At 53.6% G+C, this 14,914-nt stretch carries 13 protein-coding genes and 2 pseudogenes; 7 read left to right on the top strand and 8 right to left on the bottom strand.

Going from position 1 to position 14,914, the window contains the following annotated elements; all coding sequences use genetic code 11:
- Positions 1-134: 134 nt before the first annotated feature.
- The 6 genes and pseudogenes from VI25_RS04590 (at position 135) to VI25_RS04565 (ending at position 8,039) form a co-directional block, all read left to right on the top strand.
- On the top strand, positions 135-680 hold the full coding sequence (locus VI25_RS04590) for a hypothetical protein (protein ID WP_045689669.1): 546 nt from the start codon (positions 135-137) through the stop codon (positions 678-680).
- Entirely contained in the window at positions 671-1,855 is a 1,185-nt protein-coding gene (locus VI25_RS04585; protein ID WP_045689670.1) for a hypothetical protein, read from the top strand. Before VI25_RS04590 ends, VI25_RS04585 begins: the two co-directional genes overlap by 10 nt.
- Positions 1,840-5,325, top strand: coding sequence for a hypothetical protein (locus VI25_RS04580; protein ID WP_045689671.1), 3,486 nt, complete (start codon positions 1,840-1,842; stop codon positions 5,323-5,325). The genes VI25_RS04585 and VI25_RS04580 overlap by 16 nt, the downstream gene beginning before the upstream one ends.
- Positions 5,326-5,475: 150 nt before the next feature.
- Positions 5,476-6,117, top strand: a complete 642-nt coding sequence (plsY, locus tag VI25_RS04575; RefSeq protein WP_045689672.1) for a glycerol-3-phosphate 1-O-acyltransferase PlsY — start codon at positions 5,476-5,478, stop codon at positions 6,115-6,117.
- A gap of 4 nt (positions 6,118-6,121) precedes the next feature.
- Complete coding sequence (locus VI25_RS04570; protein WP_045689673.1) at positions 6,122-6,610, top strand: DUF2199 domain-containing protein; 489 nt, start codon at positions 6,122-6,124, stop codon at positions 6,608-6,610.
- A 65-nt stretch (positions 6,611-6,675) separates the two neighbouring features.
- Positions 6,676-8,039: pseudogene (locus tag VI25_RS04565) on the top strand (dipeptidase).
- Positions 8,040-8,062: 23 nt separating this feature from the next.
- On the opposite strand, the gene VI25_RS04560 reads toward VI25_RS04565, so the two are convergent.
- From VI25_RS04560 to VI25_RS04540, 6 genes are all read right to left on the bottom strand, one after another.
- Entirely contained in the window at positions 8,063-8,488 is a 426-nt protein-coding gene (locus tag VI25_RS04560; RefSeq protein WP_055562309.1) for a hypothetical protein, read from the bottom strand.
- Between the two features lie 3 nt (positions 8,489-8,491).
- Positions 8,492-8,839, bottom strand: coding sequence for an outer membrane beta-barrel protein (locus VI25_RS04555; protein WP_236704885.1), 348 nt, complete (start codon positions 8,837-8,839; stop codon positions 8,492-8,494).
- A 222-nt stretch (positions 8,840-9,061) separates the two neighbouring features.
- A complete protein-coding gene (locus tag VI25_RS04550) occupies positions 9,062-9,754 on the bottom strand; it encodes a porin family protein (RefSeq protein WP_045689387.1) in 693 nt (230 codons plus the stop codon).
- A 139-nt stretch (positions 9,755-9,893) separates the two neighbouring features.
- The gene (locus VI25_RS04545; protein WP_045689386.1) at positions 9,894-10,556 is read right to left on the bottom strand and encodes a porin family protein; all 663 of its coding nucleotides are present in this window, start codon (positions 10,554-10,556) and stop codon (positions 9,894-9,896) included.
- A 156-nt stretch (positions 10,557-10,712) separates the two neighbouring features.
- Complete coding sequence (locus VI25_RS25010) at positions 10,713-10,856, bottom strand: hypothetical protein (protein ID WP_161806871.1); 144 nt, start codon at positions 10,854-10,856, stop codon at positions 10,713-10,715.
- Positions 10,853-11,467, bottom strand: a complete 615-nt coding sequence (locus VI25_RS04540) for a porin family protein (RefSeq protein WP_045689385.1) — start codon at positions 11,465-11,467, stop codon at positions 10,853-10,855. The genes VI25_RS25010 and VI25_RS04540 overlap by 4 nt, the downstream gene beginning before the upstream one ends.
- 291 nt (positions 11,468-11,758) lie before the next feature.
- Between VI25_RS04540 and VI25_RS04535 the strand changes: the two genes are divergently transcribed.
- On the top strand, positions 11,759-12,769 hold the full coding sequence (locus VI25_RS04535; RefSeq protein ID WP_045689384.1) for an acyloxyacyl hydrolase: 1,011 nt from the start codon (positions 11,759-11,761) through the stop codon (positions 12,767-12,769).
- 153 nt (positions 12,770-12,922) lie between these two features.
- Here VI25_RS04535 and VI25_RS04530 read toward each other — a convergent pair whose 3' ends face one another.
- A complete protein-coding gene (locus VI25_RS04530; RefSeq protein ID WP_045689383.1) occupies positions 12,923-13,954 on the bottom strand; it encodes a quinone-dependent dihydroorotate dehydrogenase in 1,032 nt (343 codons plus the stop codon).
- A gap of 112 nt (positions 13,955-14,066) precedes the next feature.
- A pseudogene (locus VI25_RS04525) lies at positions 14,067-14,759 on the bottom strand (YifB family Mg chelatase-like AAA ATPase); the annotation flags it as partial.
- Positions 14,760-14,914: the final 155 nt, after the last annotated feature.

Below are 14,914 nucleotides of genomic sequence, written 5' to 3'. Positions count from 1 at the left end.
CACCCGGTTGAGCCTCAGAATGGTACAAAAGTAGGGCCCCTTATGATTGTGGTTAGGGGAGAGGCGAAGTGGCCTAAAAAGTGCAGGGTTTTGTCGAAATTGTAGGCGATTAATAAGGCTTTGACGAATTTGATATGAAGCGTACCGTTTTTGGATGGGTTTGTGCGCTGCTAGTAAGCCTAAGCTCTTCGGCTTGGGCGCAGCAGCCAAAGACCCAGCCACCTTCTAAACAAGCGGCCGGGGCGGCTCCGGCAGCACCAGCATTGCCCAAGTTTGCGGGCAAGCTGAGCAGTGAGCCGCAACAATTCATGGTGGATGTGCAGTCAATGATGGCTACCACCAACAACACTACCTCTAAGGCCGCCGGCACGCGTTTGCAGCAACTGTGGGCCACTAATAAACTCACGGCTACGCACCAGCGCTACATTATTGCACTGAGCCAGTACATGCTCACGCGGAAGTTCCGGCCCCGGCCTCACTTCGAGCATTTCTACACGGCCATTGCCGCGGGCGCGCAAGTACAGAACTTCTCCGATCAGCAGATGACGGAGTTCTTGAATGTGGTAGGCAAAACGTTGGAGAAGGAGCAGCCCACCGACGCGAGAAGTTTCTGGCCGGTTCCGCGCAGTTTCTGGATACGAAGTTTCTGTACAAATCCCGTTACAACACGTTGCGGGTAGTAGGGGGCACATTCAGCTACGCCTACAACGAAACCGACATGCCTTCTATGGCGCCCCCGGCTCCTCCGGCAGCCCCAGTAACAGCGGCCGTCACTACCAAGCCGCTCAATACCAAAGCAACCCCCAAGAAGAAGGCCGACGCCTGGGGCGATGAAGATTTGTGGGGCGACGATCAGAAAACTACCAAAGCCACCGATTCTGGCTGGGACGCTGCCGCCACTCCTTCATATGATACCTACCTGGCACCCTCTACGCGCGGGCCAGTACTCATCATTAAAGACGCCGACCTGTTTATGGCGTCGGGGAGCGACTCTATCTACATCCGTAAAACTAGTGGAGCAGTAATTCCCACTCGCAGCCGCTTTGTCGGCTACGGCGGGCAATACGCCTGGCAGGTAAACAACAATCCCGTGACGGCAGACTTGGCGGCGTACGACTTTGACATCAGCCGGGCCGAATTTGTGGCTAACCCTGTGACGCTCACGTACCCGGCCGTGCTGGAATCACCCGTGAAAGGGTGGTTTGCCTACCGCAGCATCAAGAAAAAAACAGCTACAACGGATACGGGTTACCCGCGCTTTATTTCTGCCACTAACAACGCCCGGGTTAAGAACATCGGCGACAACATTCGCTACTATGGTGGTTTCTCTTTATCCGGCAACCGTGCACTCTCAGCGTCGCTTGATGGGGCGTTGTCGCGCATTATTGTGGAAGTGGACGGCAAGCCTAAGTTTAAGGCCTCTTCCCGCGCGTACGTTCTCGGCGACACAATTATCACGGCCCAGCATGCTGGCGTTACCATCTACCAGGACAAGCAAGACTCGCTTACCCACCCCGGCGTAAAGCTGAAGTACACCAAGAAGCAGCAAGTATTGCAGCTAACCCGAGAGGAAGGCCTGTACAAATCGACGCCTTATTACGACTCCTACCACCAAATGGAGGTGGCGGCGGAGTTGCTGACCTGGCCCGTGCGGACCCCCTACATCGACTTCTCTATCCTGACGGCTAAAAACCAAGTTACCGCCAACTTCGAATCGAAGGAGTTTTACACCAACACCCGCTACCAGCAGATCAAGGCCATCAACAAGATTCACCCCTTGCAGATGGTAGTAGCTACAGCCAGAGCCACGGCAACGTACGGTTGTTTACCATTCAGGACATGGCCACGGCCTTGAGTCTGAAGCCGGATAACTTGCGTTCAGCTATGGCGGGCTTGGCCCGTGACGGCTACATACAGTGGTATCCCCAAACCGATCAGGTAGTGCTGTTTCCCAAGGCTACGCACTACGTAAACTCTTCACGGGGTAAGAAGGACTACGACCACATTGCCATCAAGAGCTTGTCGCCTTCGGGTAAGAATGCTACCCTCAACCTGCAAACCAATGACTTATTGGTGCGCGGTGTTGACCGTTTCAACTTCTCTGACGACTCGGTGACCGTGTTTGTGAAGCCCGATTCCAGCGTCATTCGCATCCAAAAAAACCGGGGAGTGCTGTTCAATGGTACGGTAGTCGCCTCGGCCTTTATCTTCAAAGGAAAAGAGTTTAAGTTCGACTACGATGGCTTTTACATTGATCTGGTAAAGATTGACTCCATCATTGTAAAGGGTAAAGGCTCGCGGGGTTCGGTAATGAAAGCGCGCAAGGACACCGACTTTACGCTTACCAACAAAAAGAAAACCTCGGCTGGTCGTCTCTACATCAATGCTCCCAACAATAAATCGGGGCGTAAAAAGCTGGGAGCCTACCCTTCCTTCGATGCCAGCACCGGGGCGTATGTATTCTTCGACAAGCCAGAAGTGCTAGGTGGCGCTTACGACACCACCATGTATTTCGACATTCCGCCGTTTAAGCTCGACTCGTTAAATAACAAGAACCGGGCAGCGGTAGGATTTAAGGGAACGTTTGTGAGCGGTGGCATCATGCCTAACTTCCAAACTAAGCTCACCCTACAGGAAGATGGCTCTTTGGGTTTTAATTACAACGTGCCGAAAGAAGGATTCCCGCTTTACGGTGGCAAAGGGCGCCTATTTAACAAGGTGACCATGAGCAACCGTGGCTTGCAAGGCATTGGCAACGTGAAGTACCTGACCGGCGACTTCACCAGCGACCAGTTTATTTTCTACCGAGACTCTGTGGTAACGGTTGGTAAGTCGGGTACCATTCTGCCCGGTCCGCTGAACGGGACGGAATACGCGAAAGTAAGCCTGCTGCCCGGTTACCAAATGAAGTGGGCCGTGAAGCAAGACTCTATGTATTTGAGCAGTGCCGACGGTAGCCAGGCCCAGAACTTAAAGCTGTACGACAACACCTACGGTTTCAGAGGTACACTGGCCTACACACCAGGCGGCCTCTACGGAAACGGCCGGGTAGATGGTCCGCAGTCGTTTATTCGTTCTACGGCGCTGCTGTTTAAGCCTACGCGCTACATCGGCAAAAATTCCACCCTTAGCATTAAGTCTGCGGAGGTGAACAAGCCTGCTCTGACGGCCAACAACGTATCGTTTACCTCGGACCTAAAAGCGGGTAACACGGAATTTGCCCGGGAGGAAGGCGATAACAAGTCTAGTATTGATCTGCCGTACTCTCAGTACCGAACTACCCTCTCGGGTGGTAAGTGGGACTACAAAAAGAAGCTGGTGCAGTTGCGCGTAGCGCCCGGCGCCGACTCCTCACGTTCCTTCTTCTACAGCACCAAGCCCGAGCAGCATGGCTTGAAGTTCCAAGCCGCTACGGGCCAGTACGACCTGAGTCGCTACCGCCTGGTAGCGGGTGGAGTGCCCCGCATTGCCGCCGCCGACGCCTGGATTTCGCCCGACTCCAACAAAGTGTACATCCTGCCCAACGCGGAAATGCGGGCCTTCCAAAATGCCGAAGTGGTGATGGATACCCTGCACAAGTACCACAGCTTGTACAAAGGCGAAATCAAAATTCAGTCGCGCAATGCTTTTACCGGCAATGCCCTGTACAGCTATAAAAACGCTTCTGCTGATTCCTTCGCCATCAAGTTCGCCAACTTCGCCGTCGATTCTACGGCTATGCTAGCTATGAGCGGCAAAGCCGGCAAAGCAAGCCGTGGCCTGCTCAAGCGCAACACAACGGGGGATGAGCTACCAGCGTCGCCGCCTACGACGGCCGTTGCTACCTTACTCGCCACCGACAAGTTCCGGCTGGCTCCGCGCATTGCTTACCGTGGTGGCGTGAAGATGAACTCGCAGAAGCGAGGCTTTATTTTCGATGGACAAGCCAAGCTGGATTTTGTGAAAAACCCAGCCTCGTCGGACTGGTTTGCGGTGCAGGATAGTATTGACCCGAAAGGCATTCGCATCAAGCTAGGTGAGCCCAAGGCGGAGGATGGTACCCCCATGCTCACAGGCTTGTTCTTGGCCGATAATACGACGAAGGTGTACCCGCTGTTTGTAGCCCCCAAGCCCGGCGTCACCGACCTGAACATCTTTGAAGTAGATGGCACACTGACGTACGACCAGAAGAAACGGCAGTACGCCATCAGCCGCCACGAGGCTACCGACCCAGATGTGTACGAAGGCGCCGTAATGACCCTGAACGACTCAACTGGAGCTTTGAATTTCCGGGGTAAGCTCAACCTAATCAACTCCAACAAAGACTACACGCTGGCCGGCGCCGGCCTAGGCTATGCCAAACCCGACAGCGCCATCTACGACCTAGACGCGTTCCTGACCTTCGATATTAACCTGCCTGAAAAAGCGGTGGAAGCTATGGGCAACGATATGGCTACTAATGCCAAGGGCTTGCCTGAGGCGCTGGTTGGCTCACAGGCGCAGCTGTATAAGATGGCGGAGTTCATTGGCAACAAGGCTACCCTGGAATACAGCAACCGCAAAGGGAACTATACGCCCCTACAAAAGGTGTCGCCTAAGTTTCTGCATACACTGGTGCTTAGCGAGGTGAAGCTGCGCTGGAACGAGAAGTTCAAGGCCTGGTACTCAGTTGGAAAGATTGGCCTAGTAAGCATTGGTAAGAAAGATATCAATGCCATGATTGACGGCTACATTGAAATCAAGCGGGAAAGCACCGGCGACGCGGTAGAGCTATACTTGGAGGCCGAGCCCCAGACGTGGTACTACCTCAAGTACCAGAACAACGTGATGCTGGCCAAAGCCCAACATGGTTCCTTCGATGAAATCATTGGTCTGAAAGCGAAAGGCGACTACAACACGGCTACGGAGTACGGCTTCTATCTCGGAGATGACCAAGAGGTGCAAACTTTCCTCAACCACTTCCGCAAAGACTTCCTTAAAGAAACAGGTAAGCGCAAAGTGAACGTGGCCCAGCCACAGAGCACCGGCAACTTCGACTTTATGGAAGGAGGCGACAAGAAGAAAAAGAAGAAAAACAAAGAGGACGTCGTAGCTGACGATGCTAACGCTGATGCCGCGCCAGTTGAGGAAACGGGTAAGAAAAAGAAGAAAAAGGATGAACCCGCAGCTGATGCTGACCCGGCCGATGCTCCCATGGAGGACACTGGCAAAAAGAAAAACAAGAAGGCCGATGTAGCCCCAGCAGACGATGCCACGGCGCCAGCGGATGAGCCGAAGAAAGAGAAGAAGGAAAAGAAAGTGAAGGAGAAGAAAAAAGACCCCAACGACCCCTTCGGCGACGAATAAACAAAACCGCCCTGCTGGCTTGCTAGCAGGGCGGTTTTGTTTGTAGGGAGGCCAAAGCAAACAATACTCTGCCGAGAATACTCTGCCCCAACCCCTCTACTATTGCCGCGTATCTTTGTCCTATAGCTCGACACCTACTCCCACCCGTCCATGAATTTTCCCCTCATTTTAGGGTTGCTGCTGGCAGCCTACCTTATTGGTTCCATCCCAACGGCTTTATGGGTAGGCCGGGCGTTTTTCGGGCTCGATATCCGGGAGCATGGGTCGGGCAACTCCGGGGCCACCAACACCTTCCGGGTGCTGGGCAAGAAGCCCGGTTCCTTCGTAATGGCTGTGGATGTGCTCAAAGGGTGGGCCGCTACTTCCCTAGCTCAGGTCATGCTCAACCAAGGGGCTATTCTACCCGATCAGCTACTGTATTACCAATTGGCCTGCGGCGTGCTGGCCGTGGTGGGGCACATTTACCCCATCTGGGCCGGGTTCCGGGGTGGCAAGGGGGTAGCCACCGTGTTGGGCATGATGCTGGCCATTGCCCCCGCTACGGTGGGCGTGTGCATTCTGGTATTTATCACGGTGCTGCTGATTTCGCGCTACGTGTCTCTGTCCTCCATGACGGCCGGAATCGTGTTTGCCCTACTCCAACTGCTACCCCAGTTCCGCCCCGATAACTCGTTGTTGCTCTGGTTTGGCTTTGTGCTGGCCGCTCTGCTTGTTTACACCCACCGGGCTAACATTGGCCGCCTGCGCGCCGGCACTGAAAGCCGCGTGCCCATGCCGTGGGATAAGAAGTAGATATATGAGTTACAAATGCGCTTGCTGCGGCCAAATACACGAAGGGTTACCAGATATTGGGTATTCTGCACCTTGGCCGATGTACACTATCCCAGAAGACAAGCGAGAGAGTCTGGTCTCTCTGAAGAATGACACTTGTGTCATCAATAAGGAAGAGTTCTTTATCCGTGGAGTGTTGGAGATACCCATAATAGGGCAAGAAGAAACCCTTGGCTTTGGGGTTTGGGTTAGTCAATCAGAGAAACATTTTAACTGTTATCTGGAAAATCCAGATATAGATGAAATAGGCCCGTTTTTCGGGTGGCTATGTACAGAAATAAAGGTTTGTGCGCCCACGCTCAACCTTAAAACCAAGGCGCACTTCCAAGGCAACGGACAGCGGCCAATTATTGAACTAGAGCCTACTGACCACCCATTAGCTGTAGCTCAACGCGAAGGCATAAGCTTAGACAAAGCATGGGAAATTGTACATGAATACCTTCCGAAGGAGTGAGCTATCTACCAAAGCTCCTTTCCTACCTTTGCCCTCCTAGCAATTCCAACCAACCCCACCGCCGCATGGCTTCCTACCTCGAGCAGAACCAAGAGCGTTTCCTGAGTGAGCTGATTGACTGGCTCCGCATCCCTTCCGTATCCGCCGACCCCAAGTTTCATGGCGACGTACTGCGCGCCGCCGAGTACCTGAAAACCCGTTTTGAAGAAGTGGGCCTGCAGAACGTGGAGCTGTGCCCCACGGCTGGTAATCCCATTGTATACGGCGAGAAAATTATCGACCCCAGCCTGCCTACGGTGCTGGTGTACGGCCACTACGACGTGCAGCCTGCCGACCCGTACGAGCTATGGACCTCCGGGCCTTTCGAGCCTGTTATTAAAGACGGCAAAATCTACGCCCGTGGCGCCTGCGACGATAAAGGTCAGGTGTACATGCACGTGAAAGCCCTGGAGGTGATGAACCAGGAAGGCGGTGTGCCTTGCAACGTCAAAATCATGATTGAAGGGGAGGAGGAAATCGGCTCCAATAACCTAAACATCTTCGTGCGCAACAACAAGGAGAAGCTCAAGGCCGATGTTATTCTGATTTCTGACACGGGTATGCTAGCCAACGACCAGCCCAGCATTGAGGTAGGGTTGCGCGGCCTGAGCTACCACGAAGTAGAAGTAACCGGCCCAAACCGCGACCTGCACTCCGGCCTCTACGGCGGTGCCGTGGCAAATCCTATCAATGTGCTGTGCAAGATGATTGCCTCCCTGCACGACGAGAACAACCACATCACCATCCCGGCCTTTTACGACAAGGTAGCCGTGCTGAGTGAGGAGGAGCGGGCCGAGTTGAACCGCGTACCGCATTCTGACGAAGAGTTTAAGCAAAGCATCGGCCTACCCGCTACGTACGGGGAAGAAGGCTACACCACAGTGGAGCGCATCGGCATCCGGCCCACGCTGGATGTGAACGGCATTTGGGGTGGGTACACCGGCGAGGGTGCTAAAACCGTTATTGCTTCCAAGGCCTACGCCAAGATTTCTATGCGCCTGGTGCCCCACCAGACCTCCGATGAAATCACGGAAATCTTCCAGAAGCACTTCGAGAGCATTGCGCCTGCTGGCGTAACGGTAGTAGTAAAGCCTCACCATGCGGAGAGCCGGTAGTAACGCCTACCGACTCAGTAGCCTATAAAGCCGCCGCCGATGCAATGGAAACTACTTTTGGCAAGCGGCCTATTCCTACCCGTGGGGGAGGCTCTATTCCAATCGTCGCTATGTTCAAAACTGAACTAGGGCTGGATACGGTGCTGCTAGGCTTCGGCTTGGACTCCGATGCCATCCATTCGCCCAATGAGCACTACGGTGTGTTCAACTTTCTAAAGGGTATTGAGACGATTCCGCATTTCTACCGCAACTACGCGGCAGCAGTACAGCAGTAAGTCTGGGCCACTACCCCAGCAAACTAGAAGAGGCATCCGCTGCAGCGGATGCCTCTTCTAGTTGCTGGGGTAGGAGAAGCGGGTAGGACTGGGGTAGTAGAGGGCGCTTCTGGAGCTGTGGGGGCTGGGCGGTCTTTGCCTCGGATGGCGCGAACCAGCTTAGAGGGCCCTGTGTAAAGTAAAAACCTAACTCCTTTAAAGAGTAGAACCGGCGTCTTCACAAACACTAGCTTGGCTGTTCCTACAGCAAAGTGGCCGCTGCCCCTTACTATTTTGATGGGCTCTACCACATAACATAGGTAGAACTCCATGGCGCTGTTACGGAGTTGTACCTGGCTACTACCCGCCAAGTCTACGCGACGATACACGTTGCTTAGGCCACCTATGTAGCGCCATCCTACCATCAGGCCCGTAGTATCTTGGTAGCCAAACCCTACCAGAAAGCCCATGTCTTAAGGGTTGAAGGCCGCACGGCCGATGGCAGTACGCTGCTCCTGCACCGGCTTGGCCGACAGAAGACGACCATACTGCCCTCCGCCCTCAAAGAAAATATCACCGAAGCGGTACTGGGCTACTACTGGGATGGTGAGGTAATTTAGCTGATGGCCTAATGAAGGACCGTAGCTAGTACTGTTGTCGCCGCGCTGGGCGTAGAGGGCTTCAACTTGTATGCCCAGGTGCTTATAAGGCCTCACCCGAAGAGCTAACCCACCCTGGCCGCCAAACCGAAGGGTACTGCCAGTAGCATCGCGCCCAATGGCATTGGCAATGGCAACTCCGCCTTTAAGACCTGTCAACACGCTTTGAGCTTGAACAATAGAGGTGCCTAGCAAAAGGAATGCAAGCAAAAAGCAATAGACGATACGCATAAGGATAAGAAATATATAGCGCTATACTTCTATCAAACGGTACTGCCGCACTGCTTAGTATAAGCCAATGCGTAGTTCCCAACCCGCATAACACACAACTACCCGACCTCCGCAGTAGAAGATCGGGTAGTTGGTTAGGAAGCTAGCTGCAAGCTACTTGCTAGGGATGAGGTAGCCCAAGGAAAGCTGAACTGCTGAATGACGAGCGTTTTGCAAGTCACCATCGAAATAGGTGCCGTTATCACCTTTCACAAAGTCGCTGAAGGCACCGGTGTAGCGCAGGTTCAGGCTCACACCATTATCGGCCTGGTAGCCGATGCCCGCCACATATCCAAGCTCGCTACGGTTTAGGCCATCCAAATCCTTTTTATTCTGCGTTTCAGAAGTGCGAGGCGAGCCACCAAGGGCCGGATAAGTAGTCGTTCTGGTTTCGTTGTTAGCGCTGAGCAGGTAGCTATACTGCGGGCCTGCTTCTACAATAAAGCCGCCCGCATTCACTTTCAGCAAAACGGGTACGTCGAGGTAGTTGTAGTTTACTTTGCCTTCGCGCTTCTGCTTAGCTCCAATCAGGTTGGTATACTCTGTTGGCTTGTTCTCGAAGCCCTTCTGTGAGTACAGAACTTCGGGCTGAATAGAAAAGAATCCGTCGCCGGTGACATCGGCGTTCAGCATCACGCCTCCTAGCAAGCCTAGCTTGTTATTGTAAGTGTTTTCGTTGCGTACGTTACCAGCTAGGTTGGAATAGTTGGCGCCGGCACGCAGGCCCAGACGTACGCCTTGGGCTTGGGCAGAGGAGGCTGCGGCTACAGTAAGCAGGACAGCGGCAGTTAGCAGTTTCTTTTTCATGGTGCAACTAGAGTGGTGAAGGTGAGAAAATGTGCACGTGTTTAGACTAGACTAAAAGTGTGCCAAGTACCCGTTGCTACCACGCAAAAGCCCCACCCAGGTAGCTGAATGGGGCTTTTGCCACTGTGAATGCACAATGCTACTTACTGGGAATAAGGTAGCCCAAGGAAAGCTGAAACACCGAGTTGCGAGCGTTTGACAGCTCACCATTGCGGTAGCTATTGTTCTTGGCAAAGTCCGTGAACGAGCCATTGTAGCGCAGACCCAGCAACACTCCTATATCTGACTGAAAGCCCAGACCGGCAGCATACCCAATCTCGTTGCGGTTCACATTGTCGAGGTCGGCTTCTCCCGATCCTCGGGCAATAACGTTGCCGTTAAGTGTCTGAGTCGACTCATCTTTCACCTTCAGCAAGTAGCTGTACTGCGGGCCTGCCTCGAAGAACAAGCCACCGGCCTTTAGCTTCAGGAGCACCGGCACATCAATGTAGTTGTAAGTAACGCTACCGGTGTTCTTGTATACGCCAAAGGCGTAGCTGTCATTATAATCGAAGCCTTTCTGCGAAAACAACACTTCTGGCTGCAAGGATAGGAATCCATCATCAAGCAAGCCCACGTTGAGCATCAGGCCGCCATGAAACCCCACTTTGTTGTCGTACCCATCATCGTTGGTAAGGTCGCCCGACAGGTTGGACAAGTTGGCTCCCCCCTTAATTCCTAAACGGACTCCCTGCGCTCGGGCAGTGGAAGTTACGGCAACAGCAGCCAGCGCAAAAGCTAGCGCGCATACGGTTTTTTTCATGATGATAAAAAAGCAAATGTTTGAAAATGAACCGCTAACAAGCTAAGTAAGCACGTCAGTAGTAGCTTAAACGAGGCGGCTCGAAAAAAGAATATGTTCCGTAAACAAAAAAGCTGCCCCGTCGCCAGGGCAGCTTTGCTTGATTGTTCTAATCGCCTAGCGAGTAGGGATGAGGTAGCCAAGCTGGAGAGTGAAGGCGTTGTTGAATGCCTTCGGCTCGTTGTCTTGGTCTTTCGTGTCAATGAGGGAGTTGAAGCCACGAGCGTAGCGCAGGCCCAGGCTAACACCGCCGTCGGTCATGTACCTATGCCAGCCACGCCGCTGATGTCGAACTGTGCTAAGTCAGACTTAGACGACTCGCCACGCTTGATGCCGCTGTAGTCCAGGAAGCCCCCGTCGTTGTCAGCCTTATTCTTGGTGCCGTCTGTGTATTTGGTGGTCGTTTGCTGCTTGTTCTTCGAGCCAAACAAATAGCTTACTTGTGGGCCTAGTTCGAAAAACAGACCGCCCGCGTTAATCTTGGCAAGCAGCGGCACATCTAGGTAGTGCAGCACGCGTTTCTGTTCTATTTCGCGGCTTTCAACGGTCTTACCGTTTTCAGTACCTAGGTTGCCTGTCTGCTTCGACTGAATTTCGTAGCCCTTCCGGTTGTAAAGAAGTTCGGGTGAGAAAGAGAAGAAGCCGTCGCTGCTCAGAGGGATGGTCAAGGAGATACCACCGTTGTAACCTAGTTTGTAGTCGCCTAAGTCGGTGCTGTAGTTCGGACCGGTAATCTGGCTTACGTTGTCGCCGGAGATATTGGAATATGTACCGCCAACTTTAACGCCGATCCGGAAACCTCCGGCGTCCTGGGCGTGAGCCAATGAAGCGGCCGAAGCTAGAACTACCGTGAGAGCTGCAATTTTTTTCATGGGAAAAGAAGAATGGGAAACAACACCTACAAAGACCACTTCACTGACCACTACAGCCACGTTCCTCGTGGTTTTCAAGGCATCATAGCGTAAAAACAGGGGTTTAGTTGCGGTTGAGTCCTGATTTAGGTAAGAATTAGCCTAATAGTAACTAGCAAGTATTAGCGAAGTGCAACAGCAAGAGTACGTTGCAATTTTTGATAAAACTCTGGCCTTAGTGTTCAGCTTCGGTTGCTGCCGTCGCGCATCCAGTCAGTTTTCTTATTTTTGAAACGCTGGTTTTGCTTCGATATGACGATTCGCCTTAGAGTAGTAGGAATTGGGTTGCTCGGGTTGGTAGGGGTAAGTAAGGTCCATGCGCAACAGCAGCAAATGCCAGTGGGTCCGCTAGTGCTAGGTGCTTACGCGCAAGGAAGCTTTATACTAGCGCACACACCCGCCGTAAAGCACCTCGCCGTATCGCACCCTACGGGCCTTGAGTTGAACGTGCAGCGCCAAACGAACGGGTCGGCGCCGTGGCATGCGTGGTACCGCTACCCCAAAGTGGGACTTGCTCTGGTATACTACAATTACTACAATACTGTACTAGGGCGCTCCTACGCGGCTACCATATACATCAACAAGAGCTTCTGGCGCACGCAGCGGCAGGAACTGAGCTTTCGCCTAGGTACGGGTGTGGGCTTCTTTCCCATTCGCTACGACCAAGCCACCAACCACAAGAACACCATCATCAGCTCTCGCCTGAATGCTACCATTCAGTTTCGGGCTGAATACGACGTAGCTCTTTCCGAGCATCTTGGGCTTATGCTGGGTGCTGGCCTCAATCACTACTCCAATGGTGCCACTACGAAGCCCAACTTTGGCATTAACTTGCCCACCGTGCTCCTAGGTTTCAACTATCACCAGCAGCGGCCCTTCACGCCCTTACCCCCCGACCCCGCCTCCGAGCCTACCGATGTGGGCCACAATCGAGTGGAGCTGAGCACTACTGTAGGAATAAAGCAACGCAACGAAACCGACCGGCGCAAGTACCTAGTCAACTCACTCACACTCGCCGCAACTCGCCGCCTCAACCGCAAAAGTCTGCTCACGGCGGGCTTAGAGGGTTTTTACGACCGGAGCTTGTCGGCCCAATTGCGTGATACCGCCCGCACCAACGAAAAGCTCCCAGACGTAAAAAAAGCAGGCCTATACATTGGGCACGAACTCCTATTTGGTCGGCTCTCCTTCGTTTCGCACCTGGCTTCTACGTCTATAATCCCTATAAATCCAACAAGTTCTACTACGAGCGCCTGGGCTTAAAATACTACTTCACCGATCGGGTATTCGGCAACGTAGATTTGAAAGTGCACCGCGGCTCCGCCGATGTAATAGAATTCCGGGTGGGGGCCCGGTTGTAGGTTAATATACCTGGGTACGCTCCACGCGTAAGGGCAGGCTATGTAGGACGAAGGGTTATGCTTCTACCAAGTTGCGGTTGATGCGCTTTATAAGGGCTGGCCCCTCGTAGATAAAGCCCGAATAGAGCTGGATCAGAGACGCACCGGCCGCCAGCTTTTCTAGCGCATCGGCCGGAGAGTGGATACCACCAATCCCGATAATCGGAAGGTGGCCTTGGCTGTGGTAATGCAGGTAGCGAATAACCTCGGTAGCGCGCTGACGCAAGGGCCGCCCGCTCAGGCCGCCGGCCCCAAGAGTGTGCACATGGTCTGCTGGCGTACTCAGTCCGTCCCGGCTGATGGTGGTATTCGTAGCAACGAGACCATTCAAGTCCGTTTCCCGCGCAATAAGCAAGATATCATCAAGCTGGGAGTCAGTGAGGTCAGGCGCTATTTTAAGCAGCAAGGGACGAGGGCGGGGTAGGGACTGGTTGCGCTCCTGCACCTGTTGTAGCAATTGAATAAGCGGCTCCCGCTCTTGGAGTTGGCGCAGGCCTGGCGTATTCGGCGACGATACATTGACCACGAAATAATCGACCACTTCGTGCAGGGCCTCCACACACGCTACGTAATCCTGGGCCGCTAGCTCATTGGGCGTGTCTTTGTTTTTGCCAATGTTGCCGCCAATGATGATGTCTGACTGCCGTTTGCGCAAGCGAGCTGCCGCAGCCAAGGCCCCCTCGTTGTTAAAGCCCATGCGGTTGACCAAGGCCTCGTCCTGGGGTAGCCGAAACAAGCGTGGGGCTGGGTTACCGGGCTGGGCACGCGGGGTTACCGTTCCAATTTCCACAAAACCAAAACCGAGCGCAGCTAGCTCATCTGTAACCATGGCGTTCTTATCGAGGCCAGCTGCTAGCCCAACGGGGTTGCGGAACGGAAGCCCAAATACTTCGCGCTCTAAGCTAGGATGCTGAAAGTCGTACAGTGCCCGCAGGAGGGCCATGCCGCCGGGTACTGCACTGGCCCGTTTCAGGTTGTCGAGTACCAAATGGTGAGCCTGCTCGGCATCTAGCCGGAACAGCAACGGTTTGAGCAGCGCTTTATACATGGTGTTGCAAAGCTACGGGTGAAATTGAGAAGTAGCGATGTGAAGCGGAAGCTCTGCCACCACAGTCAACGACACTGCTGCTATTCTACTTGGTTGTAGCCTGAGTTACTTCCTAGCCGGCCCAGCCTTCCCTGTCTAAGCTGCGGTATTGAATAGCTTCGGCTAAGTGCTGAATCTCGATGTCGTCGGTGCCCGCCAAATCGGCAATAGTACGCGCTACTTTCAGGATACGGTCGTACGCGCGGGCCGAAAGGCCCAGGCGCTCCATGGCCGTCTTAAGTAGCGTAAGGCCCGCTGGGTTAATTCGGCAAATGTCCTTTACCATTTGCGACGGCATCATGGCGTTGGAGTGGATATCAGGAAAGTCCCTGAAGCGCTTAGCTTGGCACTGCCGGGCCAGTTCTACCCGCTTCTGAATGTCGTGGCTAGATTCTGAACGCCGCGTTTCCGTCATTTGGTCAAACGTGACCGGCGTCACCTCCACGTGCAAATCAATTCGGTCCAACAGCGGCCCGCTCACTTTGTTAAGGTAGCGCTGCACAACTCCTGGCCCGCACACGCACTCTTTCTCCGGGTGGTTGTAGTACCCACAGGGGCACGGATTCATGGAAGCAATGAGCATGAAGTTGGCGGGAAAGTCAATACTCAGCTTGGCCCGTGAAATAGTTACGCGGCGCTCCTCCAGCGGCTGGCGCATTACTTCCAGCACCGTCCGCTTAAACTCGGGTAGCTCATCTAGAAAAAGCACGCCGTTGTGAGCCAAGGAGATTTCGCCCGGCTGTGGATTACCGCCCCCGCCTGTCAAATACATTAGTTCTTGCGAATTTGGATGCGACATGCAACTGTGGTGTACAATGTCTAAGTCAAAAGTTTACAGTCACTTTCATTCGTTCTTCCACTTGTGACCGCATTTCACTCCATCCATAACGAGCTGCGAAATCATCTAGTAGAAGGTGCGAC

This window comes from Hymenobacter sp. AT01-02, assembly GCF_000961955.2.
GTDB lineage: Bacteria > Bacteroidota > Bacteroidia > Cytophagales > Hymenobacteraceae > Hymenobacter > Hymenobacter mucosus.
This window is presented reverse-complemented; position numbering and strand designations above follow the sequence as displayed.

Coding starts and splice junctions, on each gene's coding strand:
- VI25_RS04590 (WP_045689669.1), top strand. CDS start 135: ATGAAGCGTACCGTTTTTGGATGGGTTTGTGCGCTGCTAGTAAGCCTA.
- VI25_RS04580 (WP_045689671.1), top strand. CDS start 1,840: ATGGCCACGGCCTTGAGTCTGAAGCCGGATAACTTGCGTTCAGCTATG.
- plsY (WP_045689672.1), top strand. CDS start 5,476: ATGAATTTTCCCCTCATTTTAGGGTTGCTGCTGGCAGCCTACCTTATT.
- VI25_RS04570 (WP_045689673.1), top strand. CDS start 6,122: ATGAGTTACAAATGCGCTTGCTGCGGCCAAATACACGAAGGGTTACCA.
- VI25_RS04560 (WP_055562309.1), bottom strand. CDS start 8,488: ATGGGCTTTCTGGTAGGGTTTGGCTACCAAGATACTACGGGCCTGATG.
- VI25_RS04550 (WP_045689387.1), bottom strand. CDS start 9,754: ATGAAAAAGAAACTGCTAACTGCCGCTGTCCTGCTTACTGTAGCCGCA.
- VI25_RS04545 (WP_045689386.1), bottom strand. CDS start 10,556: ATGAAAAAAACCGTATGCGCGCTAGCTTTTGCGCTGGCTGCTGTTGCC.
- VI25_RS25010 (WP_161806871.1), bottom strand. CDS start 10,856: ATGACCGACGGCGGTGTTAGCCTGGGCCTGCGCTACGCTCGTGGCTTC.
- VI25_RS04540 (WP_045689385.1), bottom strand. CDS start 11,467: ATGAAAAAAATTGCAGCTCTCACGGTAGTTCTAGCTTCGGCCGCTTCA.
- VI25_RS04535 (WP_045689384.1), top strand. CDS start 11,759: ATGACGATTCGCCTTAGAGTAGTAGGAATTGGGTTGCTCGGGTTGGTA.
- VI25_RS04530 (WP_045689383.1), bottom strand. CDS start 13,954: ATGTATAAAGCGCTGCTCAAACCGTTGCTGTTCCGGCTAGATGCCGAG.